We start from the raw sequence: 26,961 nt of genomic DNA on the forward strand, positions 1-26,961 counted from the left end.
CCGCCTGCCATTGGGCAGGCCCTGGACTCCTCGGTCTCCCCGAGTCCCCACACTGTCAGGTCCTCGTTTAGAGCAAGCTAATTAGACCATGATTCCGCATGGAGTAGAAGCAAGCGCAAGCAAAAGGCTTCGTCGTGTCGCATCTTCTCCCGCTACCCGTTCTCGGCGAGCTTGCTTAGCAGCGCAGCGATCTCGCGCCCGCGCTGCTTCGACGCGTGCTGATACCTCATGGCCGCCGCCGGTGTGCTGTGGCCTAGTCGGTCCATCAGCTCGGCCAGTGTGGCCCCGGTCGCCGCCGCCAGAACCGCGCCGGAGTGCCGCAAATCGTGGAAGCGCAGATCAGGACGCCCGGCCGCAGCACGTGCCTGGTAGTACCAACGGTTCATGGTGCCTGGCGCTAGGTGCCCGCCGTTGATCGCAGGGAATAGCAGCGAATCCTGTCCTGAATCAACGTATTTCGACAGGTGATCCTCAATAGCTGGGAGCAGATGCGGAGGTATTGACACGTCGCGGATACCAGCATTGGACTTCGGCGTGGTGACCTTGAATTTGCCGCCGTCAACCCGCACGACGCCGCGCTCTATCCGAACAATCTCGTCGTCGAGATCGACATCCCTACGGCGCAGTTCGGCCAGCTCGCCGTACCGCAACGCACACCAGGCCCCGAGCAGAATCATCAGCCGGTAAGCCTCGGGCATGCTGGCGGTGATCGTCTCCAGCTGCGGCAGCGTTGCCGGCCGAATCTTGTGGACACGGTGGGCGGTTCCGGCTCCTCGAATGACGCACGGGTTGGTATTGATCTTGCCGTCGGATGCGGCAGTGCCCATGATCGTTCGCATCAGCCCGTAGGCATGGGCGCGCAGCGTCGGCGTGCCCGTTCCCATCGCCGTATGCCACGCGCGTACGTCATCAGGCGTAATAGACGTCAACGGCAGTGCGCCGAACGTCGGCAGCAGGTGGTTGGTCAACAGCTTGTTGTAGTGCTGCTCGGTTCGCTCCTTCAGGTCACGCTGCTGCAGCCATGTCTCGGCATATCCGCCGAATGTGACCGGGTTGCGCGTGGGCGCCTGCGCGTCAGGTGGCTCCCATGCCCTTCGGATGATCTCGGCTTGTCGCAGCGCCAACCAACCGCGGGCATCCTGCTTGGTCAGAAACAGCGTCGGCGCGGTGTAGCGCCGACCATCGGGGCCCCGGTAGCGCGCGCGGTGGCGTCCACTAGGGAGGGTTTCCACAGTGCCGAACGTGCCAGGTGCGCGCTTCTTGCGTGTCGTTGCCGCCATGTCGTCATCTCCCCCGCGGTGAATGGCTGAGCAGTAGCGTGGGCCAGCGTGGGCCAAACTTGGGCTAACAAAACTGTAGTCACTTCTGCTTGCTTCTGCTTGCTTCTGGCGGTACTGTCCGAGGTTAGCGCAGGTAAATCGCCGAATGCGCTGGTCAAGTAAACAGAGTCAGCAAACTGATTGGACTGGTTCAATCCCAGTACCGCGCACCAGACTCGACATTGCGAAAACCCCTGCCGCCACCGCGTGACGACGGGGGTTTTTCCGTCTCTGAGTATTAGGCCTTCTTCGCCTTGAGCGCCTTGCCGACGAAGACGCGACTGATGGACCCCCCATTGGGCTGCGCCGACCGACAGCCGTAACGAAGATCACACCTTAAGGCGCATTTGCCGAATCGCGCCCAATTCCCGAGTCGGACCGAGGGTCACCAGCCGGTAAGCACCACAATCGTTAACAATGCACGAAGGGGAATTACGAAAGGTGGCCCAATGAATCGACCCATCGTCGCGCTGTCGGTGTTCGCCTTGACTGTCGCCATGTCCGCGGCATGTTCAAGCCACACCGACTCGACGAGCGCGCCACCCGCGGCCGACACCTCTAACGGAGCCAGCCCGGCCACCCCGAAACCCGCCGGGCACACCGGCGACACCCTGAACCTCACCCGAGCCGACGGCAGCACTGTCACCGTCACCTTGGACAAGGTGATCAACCCCGCGACCGTCACGCCCGGCGCCAGCGACCCGGGCATCACCTATATCGCTACGCAGTTCACGATCGCGAACCCAGGCACCGCGGCCATGAACGGCGACATCAACACCAACGTCTGGGCTTTCGGTTCCGACGGGCAGCGCTACGCGCCGAACCTCAAAGATGTCGGCGAGTGCACGAACTTCGACGCCGGCATGTTCCACATCGCCCCGGGCGAGTCCGCGACCGGCTGCGTGGTGTTCGCCCTGCCGGCCGGGGTCAGCCCGGCGAAAGTCAGGTATGCCCCGTCGTCCGGGTTCGCCGATGGCTTCGGGGAATGGCTATTTCCCTCCCCCAGCCGCGCCACACCGCCCCCCAGCGTCAACTAACGGTTGACGATCACCATGCCGTCAACCTAGAGTTGACGGCATGGCTGATCCCACCCCGCTCACGCAGTCCATCCGCCTGGACGACCTGATCAACGCCATCACCGGCGTGCACGATAACCCCCTGGAACAGTTGACCGATGCCGTCTTGGCCGCCGAGCACCTCGGCGAGGTCGCCGACCATCTGATCGGGCACTTCGTCGACCAGGCGCGCCGATCGGGAGCGTCGTGGACCGATATCGGCAAGTGCATGGGCGTCACCAAGCAGGCGGCGCAGAAGAAGTTCGTTCCGCGCCCTGAGTCCGCCACGCTCGATCCCGAGCAGGGCTTCGCCCGGTTCACCCCGCGGGCGCGCAGTGCCGTGGTGGCGGCCCAGAACGCCGCGCACCGGGCACGCAACGCCGAGATCACCCCCGATCACCTGGTCCTGGGACTGCTGCACGATCCCGGCGCGCTGGCCACCGCGTTGCTCACCGCGCAGCAGGTCGACCCGGAAGCCGTTGTTGCCGCCGTCGCCCTTGAGCCCGGCGACGCCGAGCCGCCCGCCCTGATCCCGTTCAACGGCCCGGCACGCAAAGCGCTGGAGTTGACCTTCCGCACCGCACTTCGACTCGGCCACAACTACATCGGCACCGAGCACCTGCTGCTGGCGTTGCTGGAAGCCGAGGACGGCAGCGGCCCTCTGCATCGCGCCGGAGTCGACCGGCAGCGCGCCGAAACCGATCTGGCTCGCGCGCTGGAGGCGATCACCGAGAAGCTGGCTGCCCCCGATTCAGAAACCACGAACTGATCGCCGAAACCAACCATCTGCGGACGTGGCGGGCCAAGGCGGCTGCACCCGCGATGCCGATGTGCCATCATGCCCAGAAGCAAACGAAGAGGACATGATGCATCGCTGGATTCTGGCCCTGGTCACTTCCGTCGTCACCGCGTTGGCAGCTTTGGTAGCGCCGGCCGCTGGAAACGCCACGCCGACCACCACCCCGGAAGCGCCGATCGGTCGCCTCGGCGACACGCTGCGCATCTCCTACCACGATGAGGCATTCGGGCCGATCGTCGCCGACGTCACCGTGCACGACGTGGTGCCCAGCGAGATCCCCCCGGGCTGGGGCGCCAACGGCACGCCGCGCTGGCGAAACCAGGGCGGTCCGTGGCGGGCGAACGTAACCGTCCACCCGATCTCGGTGCCCAACCCCTACATCATGGCGGCCTCGGTCACCTTCGACGGTGTCACGCCCGGCGGCGACGCCTACGTGTCCAAGCACACCGACGACCCGACCACCCTGGACGCGGTGCTCACCAACGCTCCGGCGGGCTCCACCGTCGACGGTGGCGTCTACTGGGATGTCTACCGCGGCTTGGTAACCCACGTGGTGATGCTGTCGCGCAACACCGGCCTGCGTCTGGCGCAGTGGAATCTCTGAGCCAACCCCCAGGTTGATGCGGCGGTCCAGCTTCGGCTCTCCTTCGTCGAGCCTCGCTAACCCCCGGGTTTGATGCGGCGGTCCAGCTTCGGCTCTCCTTCGTCGAGCCTCGCTAACCCCCGGGTTTGATGCGGCGGTCCAGCTTCGGCTCTAACCCCCGCTGCTGAGCGCGAGCAGTCGCGAGGTGGCCCGCAGGTACTTCTTGCGATAACCACCGGCCAGCATCTCGGCGCTGAAGATCTGGTCGAGTTTGGCGCCGGAAGCCACCACCGGAATGCCGGCGTCATACAGGCGATCGGTGAGGGCGACCAATCGCAGCGCCACATTCTGGTCGTCGATCGGGTGCGCGCCGGTGAGAAACACCGCGGTGACGCCCTCGATCAGGGTCAGGTAGCGCGACGGGTGCATAGTGGCCAGGTGGACACACAGCCCGTCGAAGTCGTCCAATGTCGCTCCGGGCCGCGCCGCTGCGCGCTGCGTGACCTGTTGAGCTGAGGGCGGTTCGGGCGCCGGTGGCAGGTCCCGGTGCCGATAGTCGGGGCCGTCAACGCGCACCGGGGTGAAAATGCTTGCCAGCGCACTGATCTCACGTAGAAAGTCCTGCACAGCGAAGCGGCCTTCGCCGAGCTGCTCGGGCAGCGTGTTCGATGTCGCGGCGATAGAGACCCCACGCGCCACCAATTCGGACAACAGCCGCGACACCAAGGTGGTGTTGCCCGGATCGTCGAGTTCGAATTCGTCGATGCACACCACGGTGTAGCCGCCGAGCAGCTCGATGCACTCGGTGAAGCCGAACACCCCGGCCAACTGGGTCAGCTCCATGAACGTCGCGAACGCCGTGCCAGGCGCCTGGGCAGCGCCAAGGCTGCTGCCGGTGTCGGTGATCGTGTGGTAGATCGAGGCCAGCAGGTGCGTCTTGCCGACACCGAAACCGCCGTCGAGGTAGATGCCCACGCCCGGCAACACCTCGCGCTTGCCCAGCAGCTTGCGCCGCCCGGCACGCCGGGTCAGCGCCTGCGCGCAGAACGCGGTGCACGCCGTCACGGCGGCCGCCTGGCTGGGTTGCGCCGGGTCTGGTCGGTAGCTGGCGAAGCTGGCGCCGGCGAACGTCGGGGGCGGCTTGAGCTGCGCGATCAACCGTTCCGGCGACACCGCCGGATGCCGGTCTACCAGGTGGTCGATCGACTCAGCGGCTGGATTGGGCACGCACGAACTGTAGTCACATGGTGCAATCGAGGCCATGTCCGACCTCAGCGCAGACCCGGGATTCACCCTGCTGGGCTCCACGGCGCCCATCGACGACGGCGAACTGGGCCGGTTGTACGCCTACCCCGAAACCGATATTCCGCGCGTGTGGGTGCGGGCCAATTTCATCGGGAGCATCGACGGTGGCGCCACGGTGGCCGGCACCTCCGGCGGGTTGGCCGGGTCCGGCGATCGGTCCCTGTTCATGCTGCTGCGAGCGCTGGCCGACATCGTGCTGGTGGGTGCGGGCACGGTCCGAGTCGAGAATTACGGCGGAGCGCGGCTCGGGGTTGCGCAACGCCAGGGCCGCCGCGACCGCGGACAGTCCGAACTGCCCCGGTTGGCGATCGTGACCCAGTCCGGGCAACTGGACCGCGACCTGCGGGTCTTCAACGACACGGAGCTGGCGCCGCTGGTGTTGACCTGCTCCGCGGTCGCCGACGACACCCGGCGGCGACTGGCCGGGTACGCCGAAGTGCTGGACTGCTCGGGCGATGACCCCGGGCGGGTCGACGAGGCCGTGGTGCTGGCCGCGTTGGCGCAGCGCGAACAGTTCCGGGTCCTCACCGAAGGCGGACCGACCTTGCTGGGATCGTTCATCGAGCGCGAGCTGCTCGACGAGCTCTGCCTGACCATGGCCCCCTATCTGGTCGGTGGCCTGGCCCGCCGCATCGCCACCGGTCCGGGCGAGCTGACGACGCCGATGCGCTGTGCGCATCTGCTCGCCGACGAATCCGGCTACCTCTACGGCCGCTACGTCAAAAGCGCGCGCCTATAAGGTGACAGGCATGACCAGCTATTCGAGGTTCGCCCGGGTCGCGGTGGTGACGGCTGCCGCCGTACTGGCCGGGTCCGCGCCCCTGCTGGCCGGTTGCGCGCCCGGACTGGCCGCCGACCCGCGTTTCGCAACCAACTCCGGCGCAGGCCCCCAGGGGCAACCAGAGTCCACCGCGGACAAGGCTGGACCGCCCGCGATCGAGGTGCCCAAAAACGACCTGCCGTGGCATGACTGCACCGCCCGGGTCTTCGGCGACGCGGCGCTGCCCGCCACGCCCGGGGTGCGGCTGGACTGCGCCAGCTACGACGCCGACGTCGACCCCCTCGGCGGCGGCTCCGGGGCGATCAGCATCGGGGTGGTGCGTGCCCGGTCCGTGCAGACCCCCGGCGATGCCGGCCCCGTGGTGTTCACCACCGGCTGGGATCTGCCGTCGTCGCTGCAGCTGCCGATCTGGCTGGCACGGGCCGGCGCGGACGTGCTCAAGAGCCACCCGATCGTCGCCGTCGACCGGCGCGGCACCGGGATGTCGACTCCGGTGGACTGCCGCGATCGCAGCCAGCGCGACGAAATGTGGAACCAGGCGCAATTCGCCACCGGCGACGACCCCGTGGCCAGCCTGGGCACGGTCACGATGGAAGCCACCACCGACTGCACCGACTCCATCTCGCCGGGCGAGTCCTCCTACGACAACACCCATGCCGCCACCGATCTCGAACGGCTGCGCAGCATCTGGGACATCCCCGCGCTGTCGCTGATCGGTATCGGCAATGGCGCTCAGATCGCCCTGGCCTACGCCGGCTCTCACCCGGGGAAGGTGGCCCGGTTGGCACTGGACTCCCCCATTCCGCTCGGAGCCGCCGCCGAATCCGCCGCCGAGGAACGAGTGAAGGGCCAGCAGGCGGCCTTTGAGGCGTTCGCCGCGCAGTGCGTCGCGGTGAGCTGCGCGCTGGGCCCGGACCCGAAGGGCGCTGTCAACGCGGTGCTGGACGCCGCTCGCTCCGGGCATGGTCCGGGCGGCGCCTCGGTGGCCGCGGTGACCAACGCGATCGTCACGGCCCTGGGCTATCCCACCGGCGATCGCGTCAACACCACCAACGAGTTGGCCAGGGCGCTGGCCTCGGCCAACTCCGGCGACGCCAATCTGTTGAACAACCTGATCAACAGGGCCCAAGGCACCACCGGCAGTGACGGCCGCTTCGTCAACTCATGCGCCGACGCGCTCAATCGGCCTACGCCAGACCGGGTCCGGGAGCTGGTGGTCGCCTGGGGCAAGGAATACCCGCAGTTCGGCACGGTCGGCGCGCTGGACATGGCGCAATGCCTGAGCTGGCCCAGCAGCAGCACCCCGGACCTGCCGAAGGAACTCAAGATCGATGTCCTGCTGCTGGGAGTGCAAAACGATCCGATTGTCGGGGAGGAGGGCGTGGCGGCTACCGCCGCGGCCGTCATCAACGCCGGGTCGGCCAGCAAGCGGGTGATGTGGCAGGGCATCGGGCATGGCGCCGCGGTCTATTCGTCGTGCACGTTGCCGCCGCTGATCGGCTACCTCGACAGCGGCAAGTTGCCCGACACCGACGTCTACTGCCCGGCCTGACCCAGCCTGATCCGGACTCCTAGGACCGGTCCGGGGTACGGTTCGCTGGTGACGGCAGCCGACTCCTTGATGCACCGGGCGGGCACCGCCCTACAGGCCGCGTTCCGGCCCCCCACGTCCCCGCCGAGCACCGCGACCGTACTGCGTTCGGTGCTGTGGCCGGTGGCCATCATGTCGTTGATCCATCGCGCCATCGTGCTGCCGCTCAACGGCAACATCACCGATGACTTCAAACCGGTCTACCGGGCGGTGCTGAACTTCCGGCACGGCCTGGACATTTACAACGAGCACTTCGACTACGTCGATCCGCACTACCTGTACTCCCCCGGCGGCACCCTGCTGATGTCGCCGTTCGGATATCTGCCGGAGACCCTGTCGCGGTACACGTTCATCGCGACCAACACGATCGCGATCGTGCTCGCCGCTTACCTGCTGCTGCGGATGTTCGGATTCGGGCTGAGCTCGGTCGCGGCGCCGGCCCTGTTGGCGGCGATGTTCCTCACCGAAAGCGTGAGCAGCACACTGGTGTTCACCAACATCAACGGTGTGATTCTGCTGGCCGAGGTGTTGTTCTTGCGCTGGCTGCTCGACGGCCGGGCGAGCCGCCAGTGGTGGGCCGGTGTCGCCATCGGCTTGACCATTGTGGTCAAGCCGGTGCTGATACCGCTGCTGCTGCTGCCGCTGCTGAGCCGGCAGTGGCGGCCGTTCGTCGGAGCGATCGCGGTGCCCGTGCTGTTCAACGTGGTGGCGTTCCCGCTGGCCAGCGATCCGAACAGCTACTTCACCCACACGGTGCCGTACATCATGGGCACCCGCGACTACTTCAACTCCTCGATCCTGGGCAACGGCGTGTTCTTCGGGCTGCCCGCGGGCCTCATCCTGTTCATGCGGGTGCTGTTCACCGTGTTGGCTGCCGTCAGCCTGTGGCTGCTCTACCGCTACTACCGCACCCGCGACCCCCGGTTCTGGATGCTGACCTCCTCCGGCGTGCTGCTGACGACGTCGTTCTTGGTGCTGTCGCTGGGCCAGGGCTACTACTCGATCGTGCTGTTCCCGTTCCTGATGACCGTGGTGCTGCCGAACTCGGTGCTGCGCAACTGGCCGGCGTGGCTGGGGATCTACGGGTTCATGACCCTGGACAAGTGGCTGATCTTCCGGTGGATGAACATCGGGCGGCCACTGGACTACCTCAAGATCACCTACGGTTGGTCGCTGCTGCTGATCGTGATCTGCACGGTGCTGTGCTATCGCTACCTGGATGCCAAGGAGCAGGGCCGCCTGGACGACGGGATCGATCCGGCCTGGCTGACGGCCGAGCCGAAGCGGATTAACGTGGACGCATGACCTCTCCCAAGGTGTCGCTCACCGACGACGAGTGGCGCGCGAAACTGACCCCCGAAGAGTTCGCGGTGCTGCGCCGCGCCGGTACCGAGCCGCCGAACACCGGCGAATACACCGACACCACCACCGAAGGTGTCTACGAGTGCCGGGCGTGCGGTGCCGAGTTGTTCCGCAGCGCAGAGAAATTCCACTCTCACTGCGGTTGGCCGTCGTTCTTCGACCCGGCCGACTCCGACGCGGTGATACTGCGCTCGGATGACTCGCTGGGGATGCGGCGCACCGAGGTGCTGTGCGCGTCCTGCCATAGCCATTTGGGCCACGTATTCACCGGCGAGGGCTACCCCACCCCCACCGACCAGCGCTACTGCATAAACTCGATTTGTCTGCGGCTGGTGCCGGCGTCGTCCTGAGCGCCGCGCCTGGGGCCACCTCCCGCTTGCGGGAGAGAGTTACCGAGGTCCCATTCGCAGTTCCCCACGCTCACTACGGCCTCGACGACCGCTACGGCAGCGACGCCACTAACTGCTCCACCTCGACCCGGGGGCCGGTGAAGAACGGGGTTTCCTCCCGAGCGTGCAAGCGCGCCTCGGTGTTGCGCAGGTCGCGCATCAGGTCGACGATCCGGTCGAGTTCGGGCGCCTCGAACGCCAGGATCCACTCGTAGTCGCCGAGCGCGAACGCGGGCACGGTGTTGGCCCGCACATCCTTGTACTCCCGGGCCGCCATGCCGTGCTCGGCCAGCATCCTGCGACGGTCCTCTTCGGGCAGGACGTACCACTCGAGCGACCGCACGAAGGGATACACGCAGACGTAGGCGCCTGCCGGTTCACCGGCGATGAACGCCGGAACATGACTGCGATTGAACTCGGCCGGCCGGTGCAATGCCACGCTGCTCCACACCGGCTCGCAGGCCCGGCCCAGTGCGGTGCGACGGAAACCGGCGTAGGTGGCCTGCAGGTCTTCGATGCGCTCGGCGTGGGTCCAGATCATGAAGTCGGCGTCGGCGCGCAGGCCGGCGACGTCGTACACCCCGCGGACCACCACGCCCCGCTCTTCCTGCTGCTTCAAGAAGGTGGCGACCTGGTCGGCGATCTCCTCTCGGGTCTGCGAACCCGCGTCGAGTCCACCCGGATTCACCGAGAACACCGAGAACATCACGTAGCGGAGAGTGGAGTTCAACTTGTCGTAGTCGAGGTGCGCCATGGCCCATATGCTGCCACGATGCGCTGTGAAGTTCGCTAGGGCGCCGGGGTGGCGCTGATCACGGCCGCCACAGCCCGGTCGGCCGCGGCGATGCAGGCCGGCACTCCGATGCCGTCGAGATAGTTTCCGGCGACCGCCACCGTCGGTGGCAGCGCCGCGCGCAGCCCGGTGACCAGGGCGGCGTGACCGGACCGATATTGCGGCATCGCCGCAGGCCAGCGCTGCACGCGCACGTCGATGGGGTCCACCGAGAGACCGAAGACGGCCTCCAGGTCCTGCACCGACCACGCCACCAGCTCCGCGTCGGCGGCGCTGGTACGGGGGTCGCCGAACCGACCGAACGACAACCGCAACACCTCGACCCGGCCGCCGTACCCCCGGTCGCCCCATTTCCGCGACGTCAGGGTGATCGCCTTGGCGTGCAGCCGTTCCCCGGTGGCAACCAGTACCCCGGAGTTGTTCGGGAAGGCCGCGCCGGCGGGAACCGCCATCGCCACCACCACCGAGGATGCGTTGCCGATCCGGCTGGCCGCTGCCGCGGCACGCGGGGCGAACCCGGTGGCCAGCCGGGCCAGCACGGGGGCGGGCACCGCGACCACTACCCGGTCGGCGCGATGATGGCCGCCACTGGCGTCTCGTAACAGCCATCCGTCGCCGGCCGGGTCGATCTGGGTCACCGCCGACTGCACCCAGCGCAGCCGGGCGCTGCGCACCAGTGCGTTGACCAGCACCTGATACCCGCCGGTGATCGCGCCGAACACCGGCACGCCGGTGGTGGTGGGCAGTGCCCGCCGCACGGCCTCGGTCAGGCTGGACGCACCCTCATCGAGCACGGTGGCCAACCCTGGGACCGCCGAGCGCAGGCCGACGGTTGCCGCCGAACCCGCGTACACCCCGCCGATCAGCGGATCCACCGAGCAGGCGACCACTTGGTCCCCGAAACGGTCGGCTACCAGTGCCCCCAGCGCCGGATCGCTGCCCGGTTCGAACGCCAACGGGCGGCTGGGTTCGCCGGCGATCCGGGCGAGGGTTTCGTTGTCGACCAGCCCGGCCATCGACTCCGGTGAGGACGGAATCCCGCTGAGGGTGTCCGGCGGCAGCCGATGCAGCAGCCGGCGGCTGTAGAGCAACGGCCGCACTCCGGTGGTACCGCGCTGCCGGTCGGCCAAACCCAGCTCGGCCAACAGGGCCGGGACCTCGGGCCGCCGGGCGATGAACGCCTCAGCACCCACGTCCACCCCGATCCCGCCCAGGGTCTCGGTCCGCAACAACCCGCCGAGCCGATCGGCCGGATCGAAGATGGTGATGTCGACTGCGTCGCCGAGTGTCGCCCGCAGGCGGTGGGCGGCGGCCAGACCGGAGATTCCGCCCCCGACGACGCAGTACGACGTGGTCACAATGAATGAACCAGCGATACCAGGTCGGTCAGCACCCCGGGGTCGGTCTCCGGCAGTACGCCGTGTCCGAGGTTAAAAACGTGCCCCGACGCTCCGGCGGCAACAGCGGCACGGCCATCGGCGACGACGGCCTTGGCGGCACGCTCCACGGCCGGCCACCCCGCCAGCAGCACCGCCGGGTCCAGGTTGCCCTGCAAGGCCCGTCCGGCGCCCACCCGGGCGGCGGCGTCGGTCAGTGAGGTACGCCAGTCCACCCCGACGACCGTGGCCCCGGTAGCCGCCATCTCACCCAACAGCTCGCCGGTCTGCACGCCGAAGTGCGTCATCGGCACGTCCCGGTCGGCGAGCGTGGCGAACACCCGGGCGCTGTGCGGTGCCACGAAACACCGGTAGTCGGCCAGGCACAGCGTTCCGGCCCAGGAGTCGAACAACTGAATGGCGTCCACGCCGTGGTCGAGTTGCACCGTCAGAAATGCGATGGTCAGGTCGGTAAGCCGCGTCATCAACTCATGCCAGGTGTCCGGATCGGCCAGCATCATCGCCTTGGTGCGGGCGTGGGTCCGGCTGGGCCCGCCCTCGACCAGGTAGGAGGCCATGGTGAACGGCGCGCCGGCGAAGCCGATCAGCGGCACCGTTCCGAGTGCGTCCACCAGCAGCGATACCGCCGCCGCGACGGCCGTCACCTGCTGCGGGTCCAACGGCCGCAGGGCAGCGACATCACTCGCGCTGCGCACCGGGTCGGCGATCACCGGCCCGACATCGGGGACGATGTCCAGATCCACCCCGGCGCCACGCAGCGGCACCACGATGTCGGAGAACAGGATCGCCGCGTCGACATCATGTCGGCGCACCGGCTGCAGCGTGATCTCGCAGACCAGTTCGGGATCAAAACAGGCCGCCAGCATGCTGTGCTGTGCGCGCAGCTCACGGTATTCCGGCAGGGATCGACCGGCCTGGCGCATGAACCAGACCGGCATCCGGTTGGGTTGCCGGCCGGCAGCGGCGGCCAGGTACGGGGAATCAGGCAGTTCACGACGGGCACTCATCGAGCTCAATGCTGCCACGCCGGGTTGCCGCAGGCCGAACCGTGCCGTTTCCTGCGGCGGTCCCGGCTTCCCCTCGCCTCCGTCGCCCCTCCGGGCCACCTCCGCCGAGCCTCGCCGAACCCTGCCGTTTCCTGCGGCGGTCCCGGCTTCCCCTCGCCTCCGCCGCCCCTCCGGGCCACCTCCGCCGAGCCTCGCCGAACCGCCCTATTCGGCGCGCCTGTCTGCGCCGACCGGCGCCGGGGGTTAGCGTGAGAATCGGTGACCCGCGTCGCGGCGGTGCGCAACAGAACCTTGTGTGCCGGCCGCTGGCGACGTGGCGCACAGCAAATCAGTTAAGGAGCGGCACCAGTGACATCAGCCGAGCCTGCCCCCTTTCGGGAAGCGGTGGCAACGATGCACGCCGCAACCGTGCGGTCGGAAATCGAATTGGGCCCGATCCGGCCACCACAGCGCCTGGCGCCCTACAGCTACGCGCTGGGCGCCGAGGTTAAGCATCCCGAAACCGACTTCATCCCCGAAGACTCCGACGGCGATGCCTTCGGCCGGTTGATCCTGCTGTATGACCCCGACGGCACCGACGCCTGGGACGGCACCATGCGGATGGTGGCCTTCATTCAGGCCGACCTGGACCCGCACGAGGCGATCGACCCGCTGCTGCCCGAGGTCGCCTGGAGTTGGCTCGTCGACGCGCTGGGCGCTCGCACCGAACACGTCACCGCATTGGGTGGGACCGTCACGGCCACCACGTCAGTTCGGTACGGCGACATCTCCGGCCCGCCGCGGGGTCACCAGTTGGAGCTGCGCGCGTCGTGGACCGCGACCACCCCGGAGCTGGGCACACATGTCCAGGCCTTCTGTGAGGTGCTGGAACACGCCGCGGGCCTACCGCCGGTCGGGATCACCGATCTGAGCTCGCGAACCCGCGTCTGAGATGTCCGAGCAGACCACCGAACCGGCCGTCACCGAAGAGCCCGAGCCGACACCGCTGCCGCACCCTGCCGATGGGGTGCCGGAGGTATCGGTCACCCGCACCCAGATCGGTGCCGCCGCAGACCTGCTGGCAGGCGGTCACGGACCGTTCGCCGTGGATGCCGAGCGGGCGTCGGGCTTCCGCTACTCCAACCGTGCCTACCTCATCCAGATCCGTCGAGCGGGTGCCGGGACGGTGCTGATCGATCCGGTCGGCGCCGGCGAGGATCCGGCTGCCCTGCTGCGCCCAGTCGCCGAAGTACTCGACGACGACGAGTGGATTCTGCACGCCGCCGACCAGGACCTGGCCTGCCTGGCCGAGGTCGGCATGTGGCCCAAGGCGCTGTACGACACCGAACTGGCCGGGCGGCTGGCCGGCTTCGACAGGGTCAACCTGGCCGCGATGGTGCAGCGACTGTTGGGACTGGGTCTTGCCAAGGGACACGGCGCCGCTGACTGGTCAAAGCGACCGCTGCCTGCCGATTGGCTCAACTATGCGGCACTCGACGTCGAGGTGCTCATCGAACTGCGCCAGGCGGTCGCTGAAGTGCTGGCCGAGCAGGGCAAAACCGATTGGGCGGCACAGGAGTTCAATCACGTCCGGGTGACCGACTTCACCACCACGACGCGCCGGGACCGCTGGCGGCGTACGTCGGGCATTCACAAGGTGCGCGATCGACGCGGCCTGGCCGCCGTCCGAGAGCTCTGGACGGTCCGCGACCAGATCGCCGCGCGCCGGGACATCGCGCCCGGACGCGTCCTGCCCGACTCGGCGATCATCGCTGCGGCCGTCGCCAACCCCACCACCGTCGCAGAGCTGCTCGCCCTACCGGTCTTCGGCGGACCCAAACAACGTCGCAGCGCGTCGACCTGGTTGGCAGCGCTGGCCGCAGCACGCGACAACCCCGAGCCGCTGGAAGCCGGCGAATCCGCCAGCGGGCCGCCGCCGCCATCGCGCTGGGCACGGCGCAAGCCCGAGGCCGCCGCACGACTGGAGGCCGCCCGCGCCGCGCTGGGCGCAGTATCCGAGCTGGTGCACGTGCCGACCGAGAACCTGATCACCCCGGAGCTGGTGCGCAGGCTGTGCTGGGATTGGAAACCTGCGGCATCGGACGCAGCGGTGGCGATCGAGGAGTTCTTGGTCGCCGGCGGCGCACGCCCCTGGCAGCGTGAGCTGACGGTGCCGGTGCTGGCGCAGGCTCTCGGCCGCGCCTAGTCAGCCTAGGTCCGCGGCAGCAGGGTGCTCGGCACGGCTGTTGCTAGACTGTCTAGGGAGCAGCCGTATTCAGTGTTCGGCCAGTGCTTCTCACGTCACGCTAACCGTGGACGCGAACCGTCAAGGACTTCCCATGGTTGATTTTTCTGGGAGGACCTCGTGTCGCCAGCTTTTCGTCGCATCATCTACGTCATCAGCTACGAGCTTGTCGCCGTTGCGCTGACCACTGTCGGACTGACCGTGCTGGGGTTCGGCGGCGGCAGTTCAGGGGCCGTGGCAGTCGCAGCATCAACAGTCGCGGTGATCTGGAACTACGTCTGGACCACCGTGTTCGAGGCATGGGAGCGCCGGCAGGACTCCACAACCCGCACGGTGGGCCGCCGGATCGTGCACGCGATCGGCTTCGAAGGTGGCCTGGTGGTGCTGCTGTTGCCGATCGTGGCCGCGCTGTTGAAGGTGTCGCTCGCACAGGCCTTCGGTCTCGAGATCGGCCTGCTGGCGTTCTTCCTGGTCTACACGTTCGTGTTCGCGTGGGTGTTCGACGCGGTGTGGCCGCCGATCTCCGACGTGAACTAGTCCAGCCGCTCGCTGACCTCGTCGACGCAGTTGGCGGCGCCCATCGCCGCCACCCAACCGGTGATCTGGCGGGCCACGTCCTGGGCGGTCAGGCCGACCTCGGCCAGCAGCTCGCCGCGCGAGGCGTGGTCGTAGAAACGCTGCGGCAGAGCGACGTCGCGGCAGGGCAGGTCGATCTCGGCACTGCGCAGCGCAGCCGACACAGCCCAGCCGATACCCCCGGCCACGCCGTTGTCCTCGCAGGTGACCACCAGCTTGTGCGCGCGGGCCATCTCGATGAGTACCGCTGGCACCGGAAGCACCCAACGCGGGTCGATCACCGTCACCCCGATGCCCTGGTTGTGCAGCCGGTCGGCCACGGCCAATGCCATGGGCGCGAACGCGCCGACCGCGACCAGCAGGACGTCTTGGGGCAACCCGTCGGCCGGGACCGCCAGCACGTCCACCCCAGCTCGCCGCTCGATGGCGGGAATGTCTTCGCCCACATCCCCTTTGGGGAATCGCAATGCGGTGGGCCCGTCGTGGATGTCGAGCGCTTCGCCGAGCTCTTCGCGCAGCCGGATGCCGTCGCGAGGTGCCGCCACCCGGATTCCGGGCACGATCCCCAGCACCGACAGATCCCACATGCCGTTGTGACTGGCGCCGTCGGGTCCGGTGATCCCGGACCGGTCCAGCACCAGCGTCACCGGCAGCTTGTGCAGCGCGACGTCCATCACGAGCTGATCGAAGGCGCGGTTGAGGAACGTCGAATACACCGCCACCACCGGGTGCAGACCACCCATCGCCAGGCCGGCCGCGGACGTCATCGCGTGTTGCTCGGCGATTCCCACGTCGAACATCCGATCCGGAAAACGCTGTCCGAACGGCGCGAGCCCCGTGGGGCCCGGCATCGCGGCGGTGATGGCGACGACATCGCGGCGCTTGGTGCCGTACTCGATGAGCGCGTCGGAGAACACCGCCGTCCAGCCGCGCCCGGCGGTTTCGGTTGCGTTGCCGGTCAGCGGATCGATCACCCCGCAGGCGTGCATCTGCTCGGCCTCGTCGTTCTCGGCCGGGCCGTAGCCCTTGCCCTTTTGGGTGACCACGTGCACGATCACCGGCCCGCCGAAGCCCCGTGCGCGGCGCAGCGCGGATTCCACCGCAGCCTCGTCATGACCGTCGATCGGGCCCAGGTATTTCAGGCCGAGGTCGGTGAAGAGCGCCTGCGGTGCCAGCGCATCTTTGAGCCCCGCCTTAAAGCTGTGGATCACCTGGTAGCCGAGTTCCCCGACGACCGGCACCCCGCGGATCGCGGTGCGGCCCCGCTCCAGCAGGCGCTCGTAGGCCGGCTGCAGCCGCAGTGCAGCCAGGTGGTCGGCGAAGCCACCGATGGTGGGCGCGTAGCTGCGGCCGTTGTCGTTGACCACGACCACCACCGGGCGGTTACCCGCCGCGATGTTGTTGAGCGCCTCCCAGCACATCCCGCCGGTCAGGGCGCCGTCACCGACGACGGCCACCACGTGCCGGTTGCGGTGCCCGGTGAGCTCGAAGGCTTTGGCCAGGCCGTCGGCGTAGGACAGCGCCGAGCTGGCGTGGCTGGACTCCACCCAGTCGTGCTCGCTCTCGGCGCGCGACGGGTAACCCGACAGCCCGCCCTTCTTGCGCAGGGTGTCGAAGTCGCGGCTGCGCCCGGTCAGCATCTTGTGCACGTAGGCCTGATGTCCGGTGTCGAAGATGATCGGGTCGTGTGGGGAATCGAACACCCGGTGCAGCGCCAAGGTCAGCTCCACCACACCCAGGTTGGGGCCCAGATGCCCGCCGGTCGCGGCGACCTTGTGGATCAGGAACTCGCGGATTTCCGCCGCCAGATCGGTCAGCTGAGCCTGCGAGAGGTGCTGCAGATCGGCGGGGCCGCGGATCCCTTCAAGCATCCGGCCAGTTTACGCATGGCCGCGGGCACCCACCGTATCGTCATCGTGTGCAGGCCGAACAGATCGCCGAAGAATTCCCGGTGGTGACTATCGACTCCGACGCACTGGCCGCCGCGAGATTATTGGCGGAACACCGGTTGCCCGGCATCGTCGTCACCGACGCGGCCGGCAAGCCGTACGCGGTGCTGCCGGCCTCCCAGGTGGTGCGCTTCATCGTGCCGGGCTACGTCCAGGACGACCCATCGCTGGCGGGCGTACTGAGCGAGACCGTGGCGGACCGCTCGGCCGAGAAGCTTCGCGGCAAAACGGTCCGCGACGTGCTGCCCGAACACCTACGAGACGTGCCGGCCGCCGACGCCGACGCCACCGTGATCGAAGTGGCCGCCATGATGGCCCGCCTGCACAGCCCCTTGATTGCCGTCGTCAAGGACGGTGAACTGCACGGGGTCATCACCGCGTCGCGGTTGCTTGCCGCGGCGCTGAGAGTCTGACCCGCTGATGGCCTTCATTGCGGTCGCGGTGTTTCTGACCGCATACGCGTTCATCGCCGCCGATCGCGTCAACAAAACAGTTGTAGCGCTGGCCGGCGCGGCGGCAGTCGTCATCCTGCCGGTCATATCGTCCGATGACATCTTCTATTCCCGCGCGACCGGTATCGACTGGGACGTCATCTTCCTGCTGCTGGGCATGATGATCATCGTCAGCGTGCTGCGCCAGACCGGCGTCTTCGAGTACATCGCCATTTGGGCCGCCAAGCGCGCCAAGGGTTCCCCGCTGCGGATCATGATCCTGCTGGTGCTGGTGACCGCGGTGGCCTCAGCGTTGCTGGACAACGTCACCACCGTGCTGCTGATCGCCCCGGTCACGCTGCTGGTCTGTGACCGTCTGGACATCAGCGCCGCACCGTTTCTGATGGCCGAGGTGTTCGCATCCAACATCGGCGGCGCCGCAACCCTGGTCGGTGATCCACCCAACATCATCATCGCCAGCCGAGGAGGATTGTCGTTCAATTCCTTCCTGCTGAACCTGGCGCCTATCGTCGCGATCGTCATCGCCGCGTTCATCCTCATGTTGCCCCGCCTGTTTCCCGGGTCGTTCGCCGTCGACGCCGAGCGAGTCGCCGACGTGATGGCACTGGAGGAGGGTGAAGCAATCCGCGATCGCGGCCTGCTGATCAAGTGCGGACTGGTGCTCGCCGCGGTGTTCGCCGCATTCATCGGGCATTCGGCGCTACACCTCGAGCCATCGGTGGTCGCCCTGCTCGGTGCGGGGATCTTGATCCTCACCTCCGGTCTGGAGCGCCCGGAGTATCTGTCCGGGGTCGAATGGGAAACGCTGTTGTTCTTCGCCGGACTCTTCGTGATGGTCGGCGCCCTGGTGGATACCGGTGTGATCGCCGCCCTCGCCAAAGCTGCCACCGCGGTTACCGACGGCAATGCGCTGTTGACCACAATGGGCATCTTGGGGGTGTCCGCTCCGGTGTCCGGGATCATCGACAACATCCCCTACGTGGCAACCATGACGCCGATCGTGGCCGAGCTGAGCACCACCCTGCCCACCAACGTGCACCCCGACGCGCTGTGGTGGGCGCTGGCACTGGGTGCTGACTTCGGTGGCAACCTGACCGCCGTCGGAGCCAGCGCCAACGTGGTGATGCTCGGAATCGCCCGCCGGTCAGACAATCCCATCTCATTCTGGGAATTCACCCGCAAGGGCATTGTGGTCACCGCCGTCTCGGTCACGCTGACGGCGGTGTATCTGTGGTTGCGCTACTTCGTATTTGGCTGACGTTCAACCCACGCATTGCCCTCAGGTGTTCTTGGCGACGAAGCGGCGATACAGCGGCATCGCGACCGCCAGGTTGTAGACGACCCCGCCGACCAGATACGGCCACCACACCCCGTGGTCACCGGCCACCCAGAATGCCTTGACCGCCCAGTACGGCGGCAACACCCCGAACGCCAGATTCCAGCTCGAGTCGATGAACCACGGCAGGCACGGCAACCCGGCGATCAGCATGCCCAGGCCGCGCAAAGCGGCCAGGCCCTGAATCTTGTTGCTGGCCATGGCCAGAATCAACAGCAGCGTCACCACCGCGGTCAGGCCGGCCAGCAGCCCGATCGGGATCAGCGACGGCAGCAGGCCCGGTTGCAGAATCCCGCTGAACGACAGGGTGGCAATCACGTAAGCGGTCGTCACCACCATCACGGTGGCCACCCGGTAGCCGAAGAACACCGACAGCCGAACCGGGGTGACTCGCAGCGCGGTCAGCGTGCCGGCGTCGACTTCGTCGAGCACCAGAAACGCGGCCAGGCCACCGGTGATGATGATGGATGTCAGCAACAGAAATGCGGTGAGCACCAACGGGTAGTAGGGCACCAGGTCGAACGCGTAGCGCTCGGCGAGCATGGCGGTGACCCGCGGCGTCAGCACCGCTACCCCGGTGGTCCAGATCACCGGCGCCAGCACGATCATCACCAGCAGCGGGTCGCGATAGGTGCCACGCAGATCATTGCGGCCGAACGCGGCCACTGCGCGCCAGCCCACCATCATGACCGCTCGATGATGTAGTGGGCGAACAGTTTCCGGCCCGCCAAGTACAACCCGGCGATACACAGTGTGGGATAGATCAGCGCGTACGCGATCTGCCATGGCGCCAGGGTGAGCTGATCGAATGCGGCGCCGAACAGCAGCAGCGGCCCCTGACTCGGAATCAGGTAGCACAGCGGCGACGGCCACACCCCGGAGTAGTGCAGCATCGGCAGTGACATCACCGCCAGTGGGATCGTCGCGGTCAGGAACCAGTCACTGATCGACGCGAACGGCAGGGATGTGGTGAATCCGACCAGCAGCATCACCAGAGTCGCCAGCAGCACCCCCGTCAGCAATGGAATCGGGTGGTAGCCGACGCGATCCACGCCGGCCACCACCACAGCCACCGCCAGTGAGATCCCGGCCAGCGGAGTGAGTTTCGCCGTCAGGTACTCGCCGAATCGCAGCGGTGTGGCGACGATCGCCGACAGGGTTCGATCCTGCTTGTCGAAGAACACCGTGCCGGCGATGAAGAAGAAACCGATGATGGCCGTATCGCCCATCAGCACATACGGTTCGGCGGCCGTGCGCAGACGCGCCGGCATCGGCAACAGCACAGCCAGCCAGATCAGACCCGAGAACACCGCGGCGTGCAGAAACTTCTGCCGGACCTGCAGCATCAGCTCCAGACGTAGCGCGGCCACCAGCCGGCTCATGTCAGCTGCCTGCCGGTGACCTCGACGAAAACGTCATCGAGGCTGGCCTCGCGGCTGTGGATCGTCTCGATCTGTCGTTCGCGCAGCACCGCGTGAAACCCCGGGTCGTCGGCCAGGGTGTCCATGGCGAAGTCCGCGTTCGCCAGGCCACCCTGCTCGGAACGGTAGGTCACCCGGACCACGCGCTGGCTGCGGGCGATCTTCAGCTCGGCGGGCTTGTCCAGCGCGACGATTCGGCCGTCAACGACGAACGCCACCCGGTCGCACAGCTCGTCGGCGGTCTCCATGTCGTGCGTGGTCAGGAAAACGGTGCGGCCGCGCGCCTTGAGATCGCGCACCATGTCTTTGACCTTGTTGGCATTGACCGGGTCCAGACCGGACGTGGGCTCGTCGAGAAAGATCAGCTCCGGATCGTGGATCAGCGATCGGATGAAGGTCAGCCGCATCTGCATGCCCTTGGAGTAGTCACCCACCCGGGTGTCGGCGTATTCGGTCAGGCCGACGGCGTCCAGCAGGACCATCGGGTCGACGGTCCTGCCGGCGTACAGCGATGCGAAGAACTGCAGGTTCTCCAGTCCGGTGAGCTTCTGGTAGTGGTTGGGCAATTCGAAGGACACCCCGATGCGCTGGTAGTAGTCGGGCCCCCAGGCGACCGGGTCGCGGCCCCAGACCTGGGCCTGGCCGCCGTGGCCGCGCAGCAGGCCGATGAGCAGCTTCTGGGTCGTGGACTTGCCGGCGCCGCTGGGACCCAGGAACCCGAAGATCTCGCCGCGGTCGACCGAGAAGTCCATGCCGCGAACGGCGGGCTGCTCGGCCTTCGGATAGGTGTAGGTGAGTCCGCGCACCCGGATCACTTCGGTCGCATCGCCGTCGATCAACACCCGCACGAGTATACTGACATTTCAGAAATTACTGAACATTAGGAGCTTCGGTGGCAGATGATGTCGATATCGCCGAACAACTCGCGCTGACGTTGACCGGTCTCGGACTGCAGCGCATGACCGCCCGGGTCCTGGCCACCTTGCTGTTCACCGAACAGTCGACGATGACGATGGGCGAGCTGGCCGAGAAGCTGCGGGCCAGTGCGGGCGCGATCTCCGGGGCGATGAAGATGCTCACCGCGGTCGGGTTGGCCGAGCGGGTTCCGGTTCCGGCCAGCCGCCGCGAGCATTATCGACTGCGCGACGATGCATGGGCGGTGTTGTTCACCAACCAGAATGTGACGATCTCAGCGATGCAGGACGCCGCGGCAGCCGGGATCGCGGCCATCGGCGCCGACCATCCGGCCCACCATCGGCTCACCCAGATGCGGGACTTCTACACGTTTCTGCTCGCCGAGATACCTGCGCTGCTGGACCGCTGGCGCGAGCGGTCAGCGAGTTAGCAGCGCGACGCACTCCACGTGGTGGGTCAGCGGGAACGCGTCGAATACGCGGATCTGCTCCACGGCATATCCCTGGGCACGGTACAAACCGATGTCGCGGGCGAAAGACGCTGCCTCGCAACCGATGTGCACAATGCGTGGTACACCTGCGGCGGCCAGCGCCTCGATCACCTCCCGCCCGGCGCCGGCGCGCGGCGGGTCCAGCACCGCCACGTCGGCGCCGGAGGGCGCATCGCTCAACACGCGCCGCACCGAATCGGTGCGCACCGATACCTGCGGCAGGTCGGCCAGCGCAGCGCGCGCGGCCCCGGTCGCGGCCCGCGACGTGTCGGCACTGATCACCCGGCCCGACTCCCCCACTGTCTCCGCCAGCGCCGCTGCGAAGATCCCGGCCCCGCCGTAAAGATCCCAGGCGGTCATCCCGGTGTCGGCCTGCGCCCACTGGCCGACCAGCGCGCTGTAGAGCGCGGCCGCCCGGCGATGCGCCTGCCAGAACGACGTGACCGGTATCTGCCAACGCCGCCGGCCCACCCACTGGGTGGCGTGATAGTCACCCTCCATGACCTGCGGGCGGTGATCGCGCCCGGTGCTCACCACATGCCGGACACCGTCGTCGTCGGCCACCACGTGCAGGTGATCGCCGGGCCGCCAGGACTGTTCGGCCAGTCCCTTGATCATTCCGGCCGGCAGCTGCCCGCACTGCAGGTCGGTGACCAGCTCATCACTGTGATACCGGTGGAATCCGGCGCGGCCGTCGGAACCGACGTCCAAGCGGACTCGGGTGCGCCAACCGGTTGGGGCGTCGTCTCCGACCGGTTCGGCGGCACCCTCCCACTCGTGGCCGCCGAGCCTTGCCAGCTGATTGGACACCACCGCACCCTTGAGCTCGCGCGCCAGGGCCGGATCGGCGAACGCCAGGTCGCAGCAACCGGCGCCGTCGACCCCGGCGATCGGGCAGAGCGATGGCACCCGGCCGGCCGCTGGTTCGAGCACCTCAACACATTCACCGTGCCAATACGAGCCCCGCTCGGCGGTGATCCGCACTCGTACCTGCTCACCTGGCAGCGCATAGCGCACGAAAACGACCCTCCCGTCGTGGCGCGCCACACAGCTGCCGCCGTTCGCCGGTGCCCCGGTCGTCAAGACCAATTCCTGGTCGATCACTCTAAAAAGCCTCTCCGGGTGTCGCCGGGAGCATGGTGCGGCTCCAAGACTTTGCGCCGCTCCGAGGAGTTCAGCTGCCAGGGCACCGAGGTGACCATGACCTGCGGCATGAACAACAGCCGGGTCTTGAGCCGCAGCGCGCTCTGGTTGTGGAGCAACTGCTCCCACCAGTGACCCACCACGTATTCGGGGATGTAGACGGTCACCACGGTGCGCGGCGACTCCTTGCTGATGCGTTTGACGTAATCGAGCACCGGTCGAGTGACCTCGCGGTACGGGGATGCAATCACCTTGAGCGGGACGGTGATATCGCTATCCTCCCACTCGCGCACCAGGGCGCGGGTTTCGGTGTCATCGACGTTGACCGTGATCGCCTCCAGGGCGTCAGGGCGTGTCGCTCGCGCGTAGGCCAGCGCGCGGCGGGTCGGCAGATGCAGCTTGGACACCAGCACCAGGGCATGGTTGCGACTGGGCAGCACCGCCTGGTCATCCAGCGCGGCCGACTGCTCGGCCAACTCCTGGCTGACGGTGTCGTAATGCCGGCGGATCATCTTCATCAACACGAACAGCACCGACATCGCGACGATCGCAATCCACGCGCCGGCCACGAACTTGGTGGCGATCACCACGATCAACACCGCTCCGGTAGCCACGAATCCGATGGTGTTGACGACCCGGGAACGCATCATCTTGACCCGCGCTGCACGGTCGGTTTCGTTACGCAGCAACCGGTTCCAGTGCCGCACCATGCCGATCTGACTCAGTGTGAAGGAAACGAACACCCCAACGATGTAGAGCTGGATCAGCGCCGTCACCTCCGCGCCGAACGCCACGATGAAGGCGATGGCCACCACCGCGAGGAACACGATGCCGTTGGAGAACGCCAGCCGGTCGCCGCGGGTGTGCAGCTGGCGCGGCAGGTAGCGGTCCTGCGCCAAGATCGAACCCAGCACCGGGAAACCGTTGAACGCGGTGTTGGCGGCGAGCGCCAGGATCAGCGCCGTCACTCCGGCAATGATCCACAGACCGGGCGGAAAACCCCGGAACACCGTCTCGGCCAGCTGAGCCAGCAGGGTCTTCTGGTCGTAGTCCGCCGGCGCCCCGATGAGCTGTTCATGCGGGCGAGCGGCGATCTTCACCCCGGTCTCGCGGGCCAGCACGATGATGCCCATCATCAGTGTCACCGCGATCACACCCAGCATCAGCAGCGTGGTGGCCGCGTTGCGCGACTTCGGTTTGCGGAAGGCCGGCACCCCGTTGCTGATCGCCTCCACCCCGGTCAGCGCCGCACATCCCGACGAGAACGATTTCGCCACCAGGAACACCAGGGCCACCCCGACCATCTCGCCCTGGGTGGAGTGGATTTTGAACTCGGCCGACTCGGCCTGCAATGGATTGCCCATCACAAAGATCTGGAACAGCCCCCACCCCAGCATGGCGAAGACCCCGATCATGAACGCATAGGTCGGGATGGCGAACGCGGTGCCCGATTCTCGGATGCCCCGCAGATTGGCCGCCGCCACCACGATCACAGTCCCGACCGCGAACGCCACCTTGTGGTCGGCGATGAACGGTATCGCCGAGCCGATATTGGCGATCCCCGATGAGATCGAGACCGCAACCGTCAGAACGTAATCCACCATCAACGCGCTGGCCACGGTCAGGCCCGCGGTGGCACCCAGGTTGGTGGTGACCACCTCGTAGTCGCCGCCGCCGGAAGGATAGGCGTGCACATTCTGGCGGTAAGAGGCCACCACCGTGATGAACACGAAGGCGACGGCCAGGCCCACCCACAGCGTCATCCGATAGGCCGCCAGACCCGCCACCGACAACACCAGAAAGACTTCTTCGGGTCCGTAGGCAACCGACGACAGCGCGTCGGACGCGAATACCGGCAGGGCGATGCGCTTGGGCAGCAGCGTGTGGCTTAGCCGATCGCTGCGAAAGGGCCGGCCTAGAACCAGGCGCCGCGCAGCGGTGGAAATCTTCGACACGAGAGCCAAGGGTAAGCCAGGCGGGCACTGGCGGTAGCGTTCACCGAATACAGGCACTATCGCAGTCGATAACCAGCCGAAAGTCGGCCCAGAGGGCCTGAAAGGACACAGCACGTGCGGGTAGTTGTGATGGGTTGCGGCCGGGTGGGAGCCTCGCTCGCCGACGGGCTGTCCCGGATCGGCCACGAGGTCGCCATCATCGACCGAGACAGCACCGCGTTCAACCGGCTCAGCCCGGAGTTCAACGGCGAACGAGTGCTCGGTATGGGCTTCGACCGCGACGTCCTGCTGCGAGCCGGCATCGAGGAAGCCGCCGCGTTCGCCGCGGTGTCCTCCGGCGATAACTCCAACATCATCGCGGCCCGGCTGGCCCGGGAGACGTTCGGCGTCTCGCGGGTGGTCGCCCGTATCTATGACGCCAAGCGGGCCGCGGTCTACGAGCGCCTGGGCATCCCGACCATCGCCACCGTGCCGTGGACCACCGATCGGCTGCTCGACGCGCTGACCCGGGAAAGCGAGACCACCAAGTGGCGTGACCCCACCGGCACCGTCGCCGTCGCCGAGGTCGTCCTGCACGAGGACTGGATCGGTCGCCCCGTCACCGACCTGGAAGCCGCCACCAACGCCCGAGTGGCGTTCTTGATCCGATTCGGAACCGGCATCCTGCCCGAGCCCAAGACGGTGATTCAGGCCAGCGACCAGGTGTACATCGTGGCGGTGTCGGGCCGGGTCGCCGAAGCGATCGCCATCGCCGCGTTGCCGCCCAGCGAGGACCTGGACAAATGAAAGTAGTCGTAGCCGGCGCCGGCGCGGTCGGACGATCGATTGCGCGCGAGCTGCTCGACAGCGATCACCAGGTGACATTGATCGAGCGCAACCCCGATCACGTCGACACCGAGGACATCGCCGACGCGCAGTGGCACCTCGGCGACGCCTGCGAGCTCAGTCTGCTGGAGTCGGTGCACCTGGAGTCCTTCGATGTGGTGATCGCCGCGACCGGCGACGACAAAGCCAACGTGGTGCTGTCCTTGCTCGCCAAGACCGAGTTCGCGGTACCGCGGGTGGTGGCCCGCGTCAACGATCCCCGCAACGAGTGGCTGTTCACCGACGCCTGGGGCGTGGACGTCGCAGTGTCCACGCCGCGCATGCTGGCCTCGCTGGTCGAGGAGGCCGTCGCGGTCGGAGACCTGGTGCGGCTCATGGAGTTCCGCAAGGGGCAGGCCAACCTGCTGGAGATCACGCTGCCCGACGACACCCCGTGGGGTGGCAAGCCGGTGCGCAAACTGGCACTACCGCGTGACGCCGCGCTGGTGACGATCCTGCGCGGGACACGGGTGATCGTGCCGCAGGACGACGAGCCGCTCGAGGGCGGCGACGAGCTGCTCTTCGTCGCATCCAGCGGCGTCGAGACCGAACTGCGCGCGCTGCTGCTACCGGCCCACTGAGCGCGGTTCGGGCTCGGCCTCACCCGCGGTGGGCCGCTCATCCAGCGCGCGCTGCACGTATTTGACCGCCAGGTAGGTGACCACCGCCGCCACCGCGGTCAGCGGCCAACCCATGGCGATGCGCGTCACGCCCAGCCAGCCGGTCTGATCGGCGTTGTAGAGCAGTCGCTGGACCACGAAGCGGGAGCCGAACACCAGCGCCCAGGTCAGCGTCGCAAGATCGTAGGCGTAGACCGCCGACCGCAGCTCACGCCAGGTCTGGGGCTGGCCGCTGGCCCACGACCAGATGTAGCCGACAACCGGGCGGCGGATCACCATCGATGCGGCAAACACCACCGCCCACACCAGCGACGTCCAGATTCCGAGCAGGAAATAGCCCTTGGAGTCACCCATCAGATACGCGATCAGGGCGCAGACGGCGACCCCGAAGAAGCCGGAGATGGCCGGTTGACTGGACTGCTTGCGGATCAGGCGCCACACCAGCACCGCCGCCGCCACGCCCAACGCCGATAGGACCGCGACGCGCAGTCCAAAGAGATTGGAGGCCGGCACGAACACCACGATCGGCAGCGAGGAGTAGATGACTCCGGCCAACCCGCCGATCTGCTCCAGGAGCCGCTGCGGCCCCTGAGCGCCCTCGACGCTGTATTCCTCGCTCATCGCTGCACCGGCCC

26 protein-coding genes and 1 pseudogene are annotated in these 26,961 nt (G+C 67.3%); 15 read left to right on the forward strand and 12 right to left on the reverse strand.

Translation table 11 applies throughout. The features are described 5' to 3' along the window. Positions 1-152 precede the first annotated feature (152 nt). Complete coding sequence (locus MJO54_RS13875; RefSeq protein WP_240175095.1) at positions 153-1,280, reverse strand: tyrosine-type recombinase/integrase; 1,128 nt, start codon at positions 1,278-1,280, stop codon at positions 153-155. Positions 1,281-1,768: 488 nt separating this feature from the next. On the opposite strand from MJO54_RS13875, the gene MJO54_RS13880 reads away from it, so the two are divergent. The 3 genes from MJO54_RS13880 (at position 1,769) to MJO54_RS13890 (ending at position 3,777) form a co-directional block, all read left to right on the forward strand. Further along, positions 1,769-2,356 carry a DUF4352 domain-containing protein gene (locus MJO54_RS13880; RefSeq protein WP_240175096.1) on the forward strand — a complete coding sequence of 196 codons (588 nt, stop codon included), beginning with the start codon at positions 1,769-1,771 and terminating at the stop codon, positions 2,354-2,356. A 40-nt stretch (positions 2,357-2,396) separates the two neighbouring features. Then, a complete protein-coding gene (locus tag MJO54_RS13885; RefSeq protein ID WP_240175097.1) occupies positions 2,397-3,143 on the forward strand; it encodes a Clp protease N-terminal domain-containing protein in 747 nt (248 codons plus the stop codon). Positions 3,144-3,240: 97 nt separating this feature from the next. Further along, entirely contained in the window at positions 3,241-3,777 is a 537-nt protein-coding gene (locus tag MJO54_RS13890) for a hypothetical protein (protein ID WP_064891277.1), read from the forward strand. Between the two features lie 150 nt (positions 3,778-3,927). Here the strand turns inward: MJO54_RS13890 and zapE are convergent, their stop codons facing one another. Beyond that, positions 3,928-5,019: a cell division protein ZapE gene (zapE, locus tag MJO54_RS13895; RefSeq protein ID WP_046283638.1), complete on the reverse strand. Its 1,092-nt coding sequence runs from the start codon at positions 5,017-5,019 to the stop codon at positions 3,928-3,930. On the opposite strand from zapE, the gene MJO54_RS13900 reads away from it, so the two are divergent. The 4 genes from MJO54_RS13900 to msrB all read left to right on the forward strand — a co-directional run bounded on the left by MJO54_RS13900 (position 5,018) and on the right by msrB (position 9,145). Beyond that, positions 5,018-5,800, forward strand: a complete 783-nt coding sequence (locus MJO54_RS13900) for a pyrimidine reductase family protein (RefSeq protein ID WP_064891248.1) — start codon at positions 5,018-5,020, stop codon at positions 5,798-5,800. The genes zapE and MJO54_RS13900 overlap by 2 nt on opposite strands. Positions 5,801-5,810: 10 nt before the next feature. Beyond that, a complete protein-coding gene (locus MJO54_RS13905; RefSeq protein ID WP_240175098.1) occupies positions 5,811-7,394 on the forward strand; it encodes an alpha/beta hydrolase in 1,584 nt (527 codons plus the stop codon). 69 nt (positions 7,395-7,463) lie between these two features. Next, a complete protein-coding gene (aftC, locus tag MJO54_RS13910; protein ID WP_065152440.1) occupies positions 7,464-8,738 on the forward strand; it encodes an arabinofuranan 3-O-arabinosyltransferase in 1,275 nt (424 codons plus the stop codon). Then, a complete protein-coding gene (gene msrB, locus MJO54_RS13915; RefSeq protein ID WP_046283636.1) occupies positions 8,735-9,145 on the forward strand; it encodes a peptide-methionine (R)-S-oxide reductase MsrB in 411 nt (136 codons plus the stop codon). The genes aftC and msrB overlap by 4 nt, the downstream gene beginning before the upstream one ends. Before the next feature lie 91 nt (positions 9,146-9,236). Here msrB and hemQ read toward each other — a convergent pair whose 3' ends face one another. From hemQ to hemE, 3 genes are read right to left on the reverse strand one after another with little or no spacing between them, the layout of a single operon-like run. Beyond that, positions 9,237-9,938 (reverse strand): hydrogen peroxide-dependent heme synthase, encoded by a 702-nt coding sequence (gene hemQ, locus MJO54_RS13920; protein ID WP_046283635.1) that lies wholly within the window; start codon positions 9,936-9,938, stop codon positions 9,237-9,239. 35 nt (positions 9,939-9,973) lie between these two features. Next, positions 9,974-11,338, reverse strand: coding sequence for a protoporphyrinogen oxidase (locus MJO54_RS13925; protein ID WP_105295798.1), 1,365 nt, complete (start codon positions 11,336-11,338; stop codon positions 9,974-9,976). Then, complete coding sequence (hemE, locus tag MJO54_RS13930; protein ID WP_240175099.1) at positions 11,332-12,381, reverse strand: uroporphyrinogen decarboxylase; 1,050 nt, start codon at positions 12,379-12,381, stop codon at positions 11,332-11,334. The genes MJO54_RS13925 and hemE overlap by 7 nt, the downstream gene beginning before the upstream one ends. A 295-nt stretch (positions 12,382-12,676) precedes the next feature. On the opposite strand from hemE, the pseudogene MJO54_RS13935 reads away from it, so the two are divergent. From MJO54_RS13935 to MJO54_RS13945, 3 genes and pseudogenes are all read left to right on the forward strand, one after another. Further along, a pseudogene (locus tag MJO54_RS13935) lies at positions 12,677-13,311 on the forward strand (DUF3000 domain-containing protein). A gap of 1 nt (position 13,312) precedes the next feature. Next, entirely contained in the window at positions 13,313-14,566 is a 1,254-nt protein-coding gene (locus tag MJO54_RS13940; protein WP_065152423.1) for a ribonuclease D, read from the forward strand. A gap of 159 nt (positions 14,567-14,725) precedes the next feature. Next, the gene (locus MJO54_RS13945) at positions 14,726-15,142 is read left to right on the forward strand and encodes a PACE efflux transporter (protein ID WP_046283630.1); all 417 of its coding nucleotides are present in this window, start codon (positions 14,726-14,728) and stop codon (positions 15,140-15,142) included. On the opposite strand, the gene dxs is transcribed toward MJO54_RS13945, so the two are convergent. Continuing rightward, complete coding sequence (gene dxs / locus MJO54_RS13950; RefSeq protein ID WP_064891244.1) at positions 15,139-17,052, reverse strand: 1-deoxy-D-xylulose-5-phosphate synthase; 1,914 nt, start codon at positions 17,050-17,052, stop codon at positions 15,139-15,141. The two genes, MJO54_RS13945 and dxs, sit on opposite strands and share 4 nt — an antisense overlap. A gap of 47 nt (positions 17,053-17,099) precedes the next feature. Between dxs and MJO54_RS13955 the strand changes: the two genes are divergently transcribed. Both MJO54_RS13955 and MJO54_RS13960 read left to right on the forward strand, forming a co-directional pair. Beyond that, positions 17,100-17,543: a CBS domain-containing protein gene (locus tag MJO54_RS13955; RefSeq protein ID WP_046286875.1), complete on the forward strand. Its 444-nt coding sequence runs from the start codon at positions 17,100-17,102 to the stop codon at positions 17,541-17,543. Between the two features lie 7 nt (positions 17,544-17,550). After that, positions 17,551-18,840 (forward strand): ArsB/NhaD family transporter, encoded by a 1,290-nt coding sequence (locus tag MJO54_RS13960; RefSeq protein ID WP_046286876.1) that lies wholly within the window; start codon positions 17,551-17,553, stop codon positions 18,838-18,840. A 21-nt stretch (positions 18,841-18,861) separates the two neighbouring features. Here MJO54_RS13960 and MJO54_RS13965 read toward each other — a convergent pair whose 3' ends face one another. From MJO54_RS13965 to MJO54_RS13975, 3 genes are read right to left on the reverse strand one after another with little or no spacing between them, the layout of a single operon-like run. After that, entirely contained in the window at positions 18,862-19,605 is a 744-nt protein-coding gene (locus MJO54_RS13965) for an Rv2686c family ABC transporter permease subunit (RefSeq protein WP_082977526.1), read from the reverse strand. Continuing rightward, a complete protein-coding gene (locus MJO54_RS13970; RefSeq protein ID WP_046286877.1) occupies positions 19,602-20,300 on the reverse strand; it encodes a fluoroquinolone export ABC transporter permease subunit in 699 nt (232 codons plus the stop codon). Before MJO54_RS13970 ends, MJO54_RS13965 begins: the two co-directional genes overlap by 4 nt. Continuing rightward, positions 20,297-21,181, reverse strand: a complete 885-nt coding sequence (locus MJO54_RS13975) for an ABC transporter ATP-binding protein (RefSeq protein ID WP_240175100.1) — start codon at positions 21,179-21,181, stop codon at positions 20,297-20,299. The genes MJO54_RS13970 and MJO54_RS13975 overlap by 4 nt, the downstream gene beginning before the upstream one ends. A 50-nt stretch (positions 21,182-21,231) precedes the next feature. Between MJO54_RS13975 and MJO54_RS13980 the strand changes: the two genes are divergently transcribed. Then, entirely contained in the window at positions 21,232-21,684 is a 453-nt protein-coding gene (locus tag MJO54_RS13980; protein WP_259602744.1) for a GbsR/MarR family transcriptional regulator, read from the forward strand. Here the strand turns inward: MJO54_RS13980 and MJO54_RS13985 are convergent. After that, complete coding sequence (locus MJO54_RS13985; RefSeq protein WP_240175101.1) at positions 21,673-22,848, reverse strand: class I SAM-dependent RNA methyltransferase; 1,176 nt, start codon at positions 22,846-22,848, stop codon at positions 21,673-21,675. The two genes, MJO54_RS13980 and MJO54_RS13985, sit on opposite strands and share 12 nt — an antisense overlap. Beyond that, entirely contained in the window at positions 22,845-24,842 is a 1,998-nt protein-coding gene (locus MJO54_RS13990) for an APC family permease (RefSeq protein WP_046285825.1), read from the reverse strand. The genes MJO54_RS13985 and MJO54_RS13990 overlap by 4 nt, the downstream gene beginning before the upstream one ends. A 114-nt stretch (positions 24,843-24,956) precedes the next feature. Between MJO54_RS13990 and MJO54_RS13995 the strand changes: the two genes are divergently transcribed. Next, a complete protein-coding gene (locus tag MJO54_RS13995; protein ID WP_024441570.1) occupies positions 24,957-25,628 on the forward strand; it encodes a potassium channel family protein in 672 nt (223 codons plus the stop codon). After that, positions 25,625-26,287: a potassium channel family protein gene (locus MJO54_RS14000; RefSeq protein ID WP_046285826.1), complete on the forward strand. Its 663-nt coding sequence runs from the start codon at positions 25,625-25,627 to the stop codon at positions 26,285-26,287. The genes MJO54_RS13995 and MJO54_RS14000 overlap by 4 nt, the downstream gene beginning before the upstream one ends. Here the strand turns inward: MJO54_RS14000 and MJO54_RS14005 are convergent. After that, the gene (locus tag MJO54_RS14005; RefSeq protein WP_046285827.1) at positions 26,273-26,947 is read right to left on the reverse strand and encodes a DUF3159 domain-containing protein; all 675 of its coding nucleotides are present in this window, start codon (positions 26,945-26,947) and stop codon (positions 26,273-26,275) included. The genes MJO54_RS14000 and MJO54_RS14005 overlap by 15 nt on opposite strands. Between the last annotated feature and the right edge of the window lie 14 nt (positions 26,948-26,961).

The organism is Mycolicibacter virginiensis, from assembly GCF_022374935.2.
GTDB lineage: Bacteria > Actinomycetota > Actinomycetes > Mycobacteriales > Mycobacteriaceae > Mycobacterium > Mycobacterium virginiense.

Excerpts from the sequence above, each read along its gene's own strand:
- MJO54_RS13905 (WP_240175098.1), top strand. The coding sequence starts at position 5,811 with ATGACCAGCTATTCGAGGTTCGCCCGGGTCGCGGTGGTGACGGCTGCC.
- hemQ (WP_046283635.1), bottom strand. The coding sequence starts at position 9,938 with ATGGCGCACCTCGACTACGACAAGTTGAACTCCACTCTCCGCTACGTG.
- MJO54_RS13875 (WP_240175095.1), bottom strand. The coding sequence starts at position 1,280 with ATGGCGGCAACGACACGCAAGAAGCGCGCACCTGGCACGTTCGGCACT.
- zapE (WP_046283638.1), bottom strand. The coding sequence starts at position 5,019 with ATGGCCTCGATTGCACCATGTGACTACAGTTCGTGCGTGCCCAATCCA.
- MJO54_RS13900 (WP_064891248.1), top strand. The coding sequence starts at position 5,018 with ATGTCCGACCTCAGCGCAGACCCGGGATTCACCCTGCTGGGCTCCACG.
- msrB (WP_046283636.1), top strand. The coding sequence starts at position 8,735 with ATGACCTCTCCCAAGGTGTCGCTCACCGACGACGAGTGGCGCGCGAAA.
- MJO54_RS13880 (WP_240175096.1), top strand. The coding sequence starts at position 1,769 with ATGAATCGACCCATCGTCGCGCTGTCGGTGTTCGCCTTGACTGTCGCC.
- dxs (WP_064891244.1), bottom strand. The coding sequence starts at position 17,052 with ATGCTTGAAGGGATCCGCGGCCCCGCCGATCTGCAGCACCTCTCGCAG.
- MJO54_RS13890 (WP_064891277.1), top strand. The coding sequence starts at position 3,241 with ATGCATCGCTGGATTCTGGCCCTGGTCACTTCCGTCGTCACCGCGTTG.
- hemE (WP_240175099.1), bottom strand. The coding sequence starts at position 12,381 with ATGAGTGCCCGTCGTGAACTGCCTGATTCCCCGTACCTGGCCGCCGCT.
- MJO54_RS13965 (WP_082977526.1), bottom strand. The coding sequence starts at position 19,605 with ATGATGGTGGGCTGGCGCGCAGTGGCCGCGTTCGGCCGCAATGATCTG.
- MJO54_RS14005 (WP_046285827.1), bottom strand. The coding sequence starts at position 26,947 with ATGAGCGAGGAATACAGCGTCGAGGGCGCTCAGGGGCCGCAGCGGCTC.
- MJO54_RS14000 (WP_046285826.1), top strand. The coding sequence starts at position 25,625 with ATGAAAGTAGTCGTAGCCGGCGCCGGCGCGGTCGGACGATCGATTGCG.
- MJO54_RS13960 (WP_046286876.1), top strand. The coding sequence starts at position 17,551 with ATGGCCTTCATTGCGGTCGCGGTGTTTCTGACCGCATACGCGTTCATC.
- aftC (WP_065152440.1), top strand. The coding sequence starts at position 7,464 with ATGCACCGGGCGGGCACCGCCCTACAGGCCGCGTTCCGGCCCCCCACG.
- MJO54_RS13885 (WP_240175097.1), top strand. The coding sequence starts at position 2,397 with ATGGCTGATCCCACCCCGCTCACGCAGTCCATCCGCCTGGACGACCTG.
- MJO54_RS13970 (WP_046286877.1), bottom strand. The coding sequence starts at position 20,300 with ATGAGCCGGCTGGTGGCCGCGCTACGTCTGGAGCTGATGCTGCAGGTC.
- MJO54_RS13940 (WP_065152423.1), top strand. The coding sequence starts at position 13,313 with ATGTCCGAGCAGACCACCGAACCGGCCGTCACCGAAGAGCCCGAGCCG.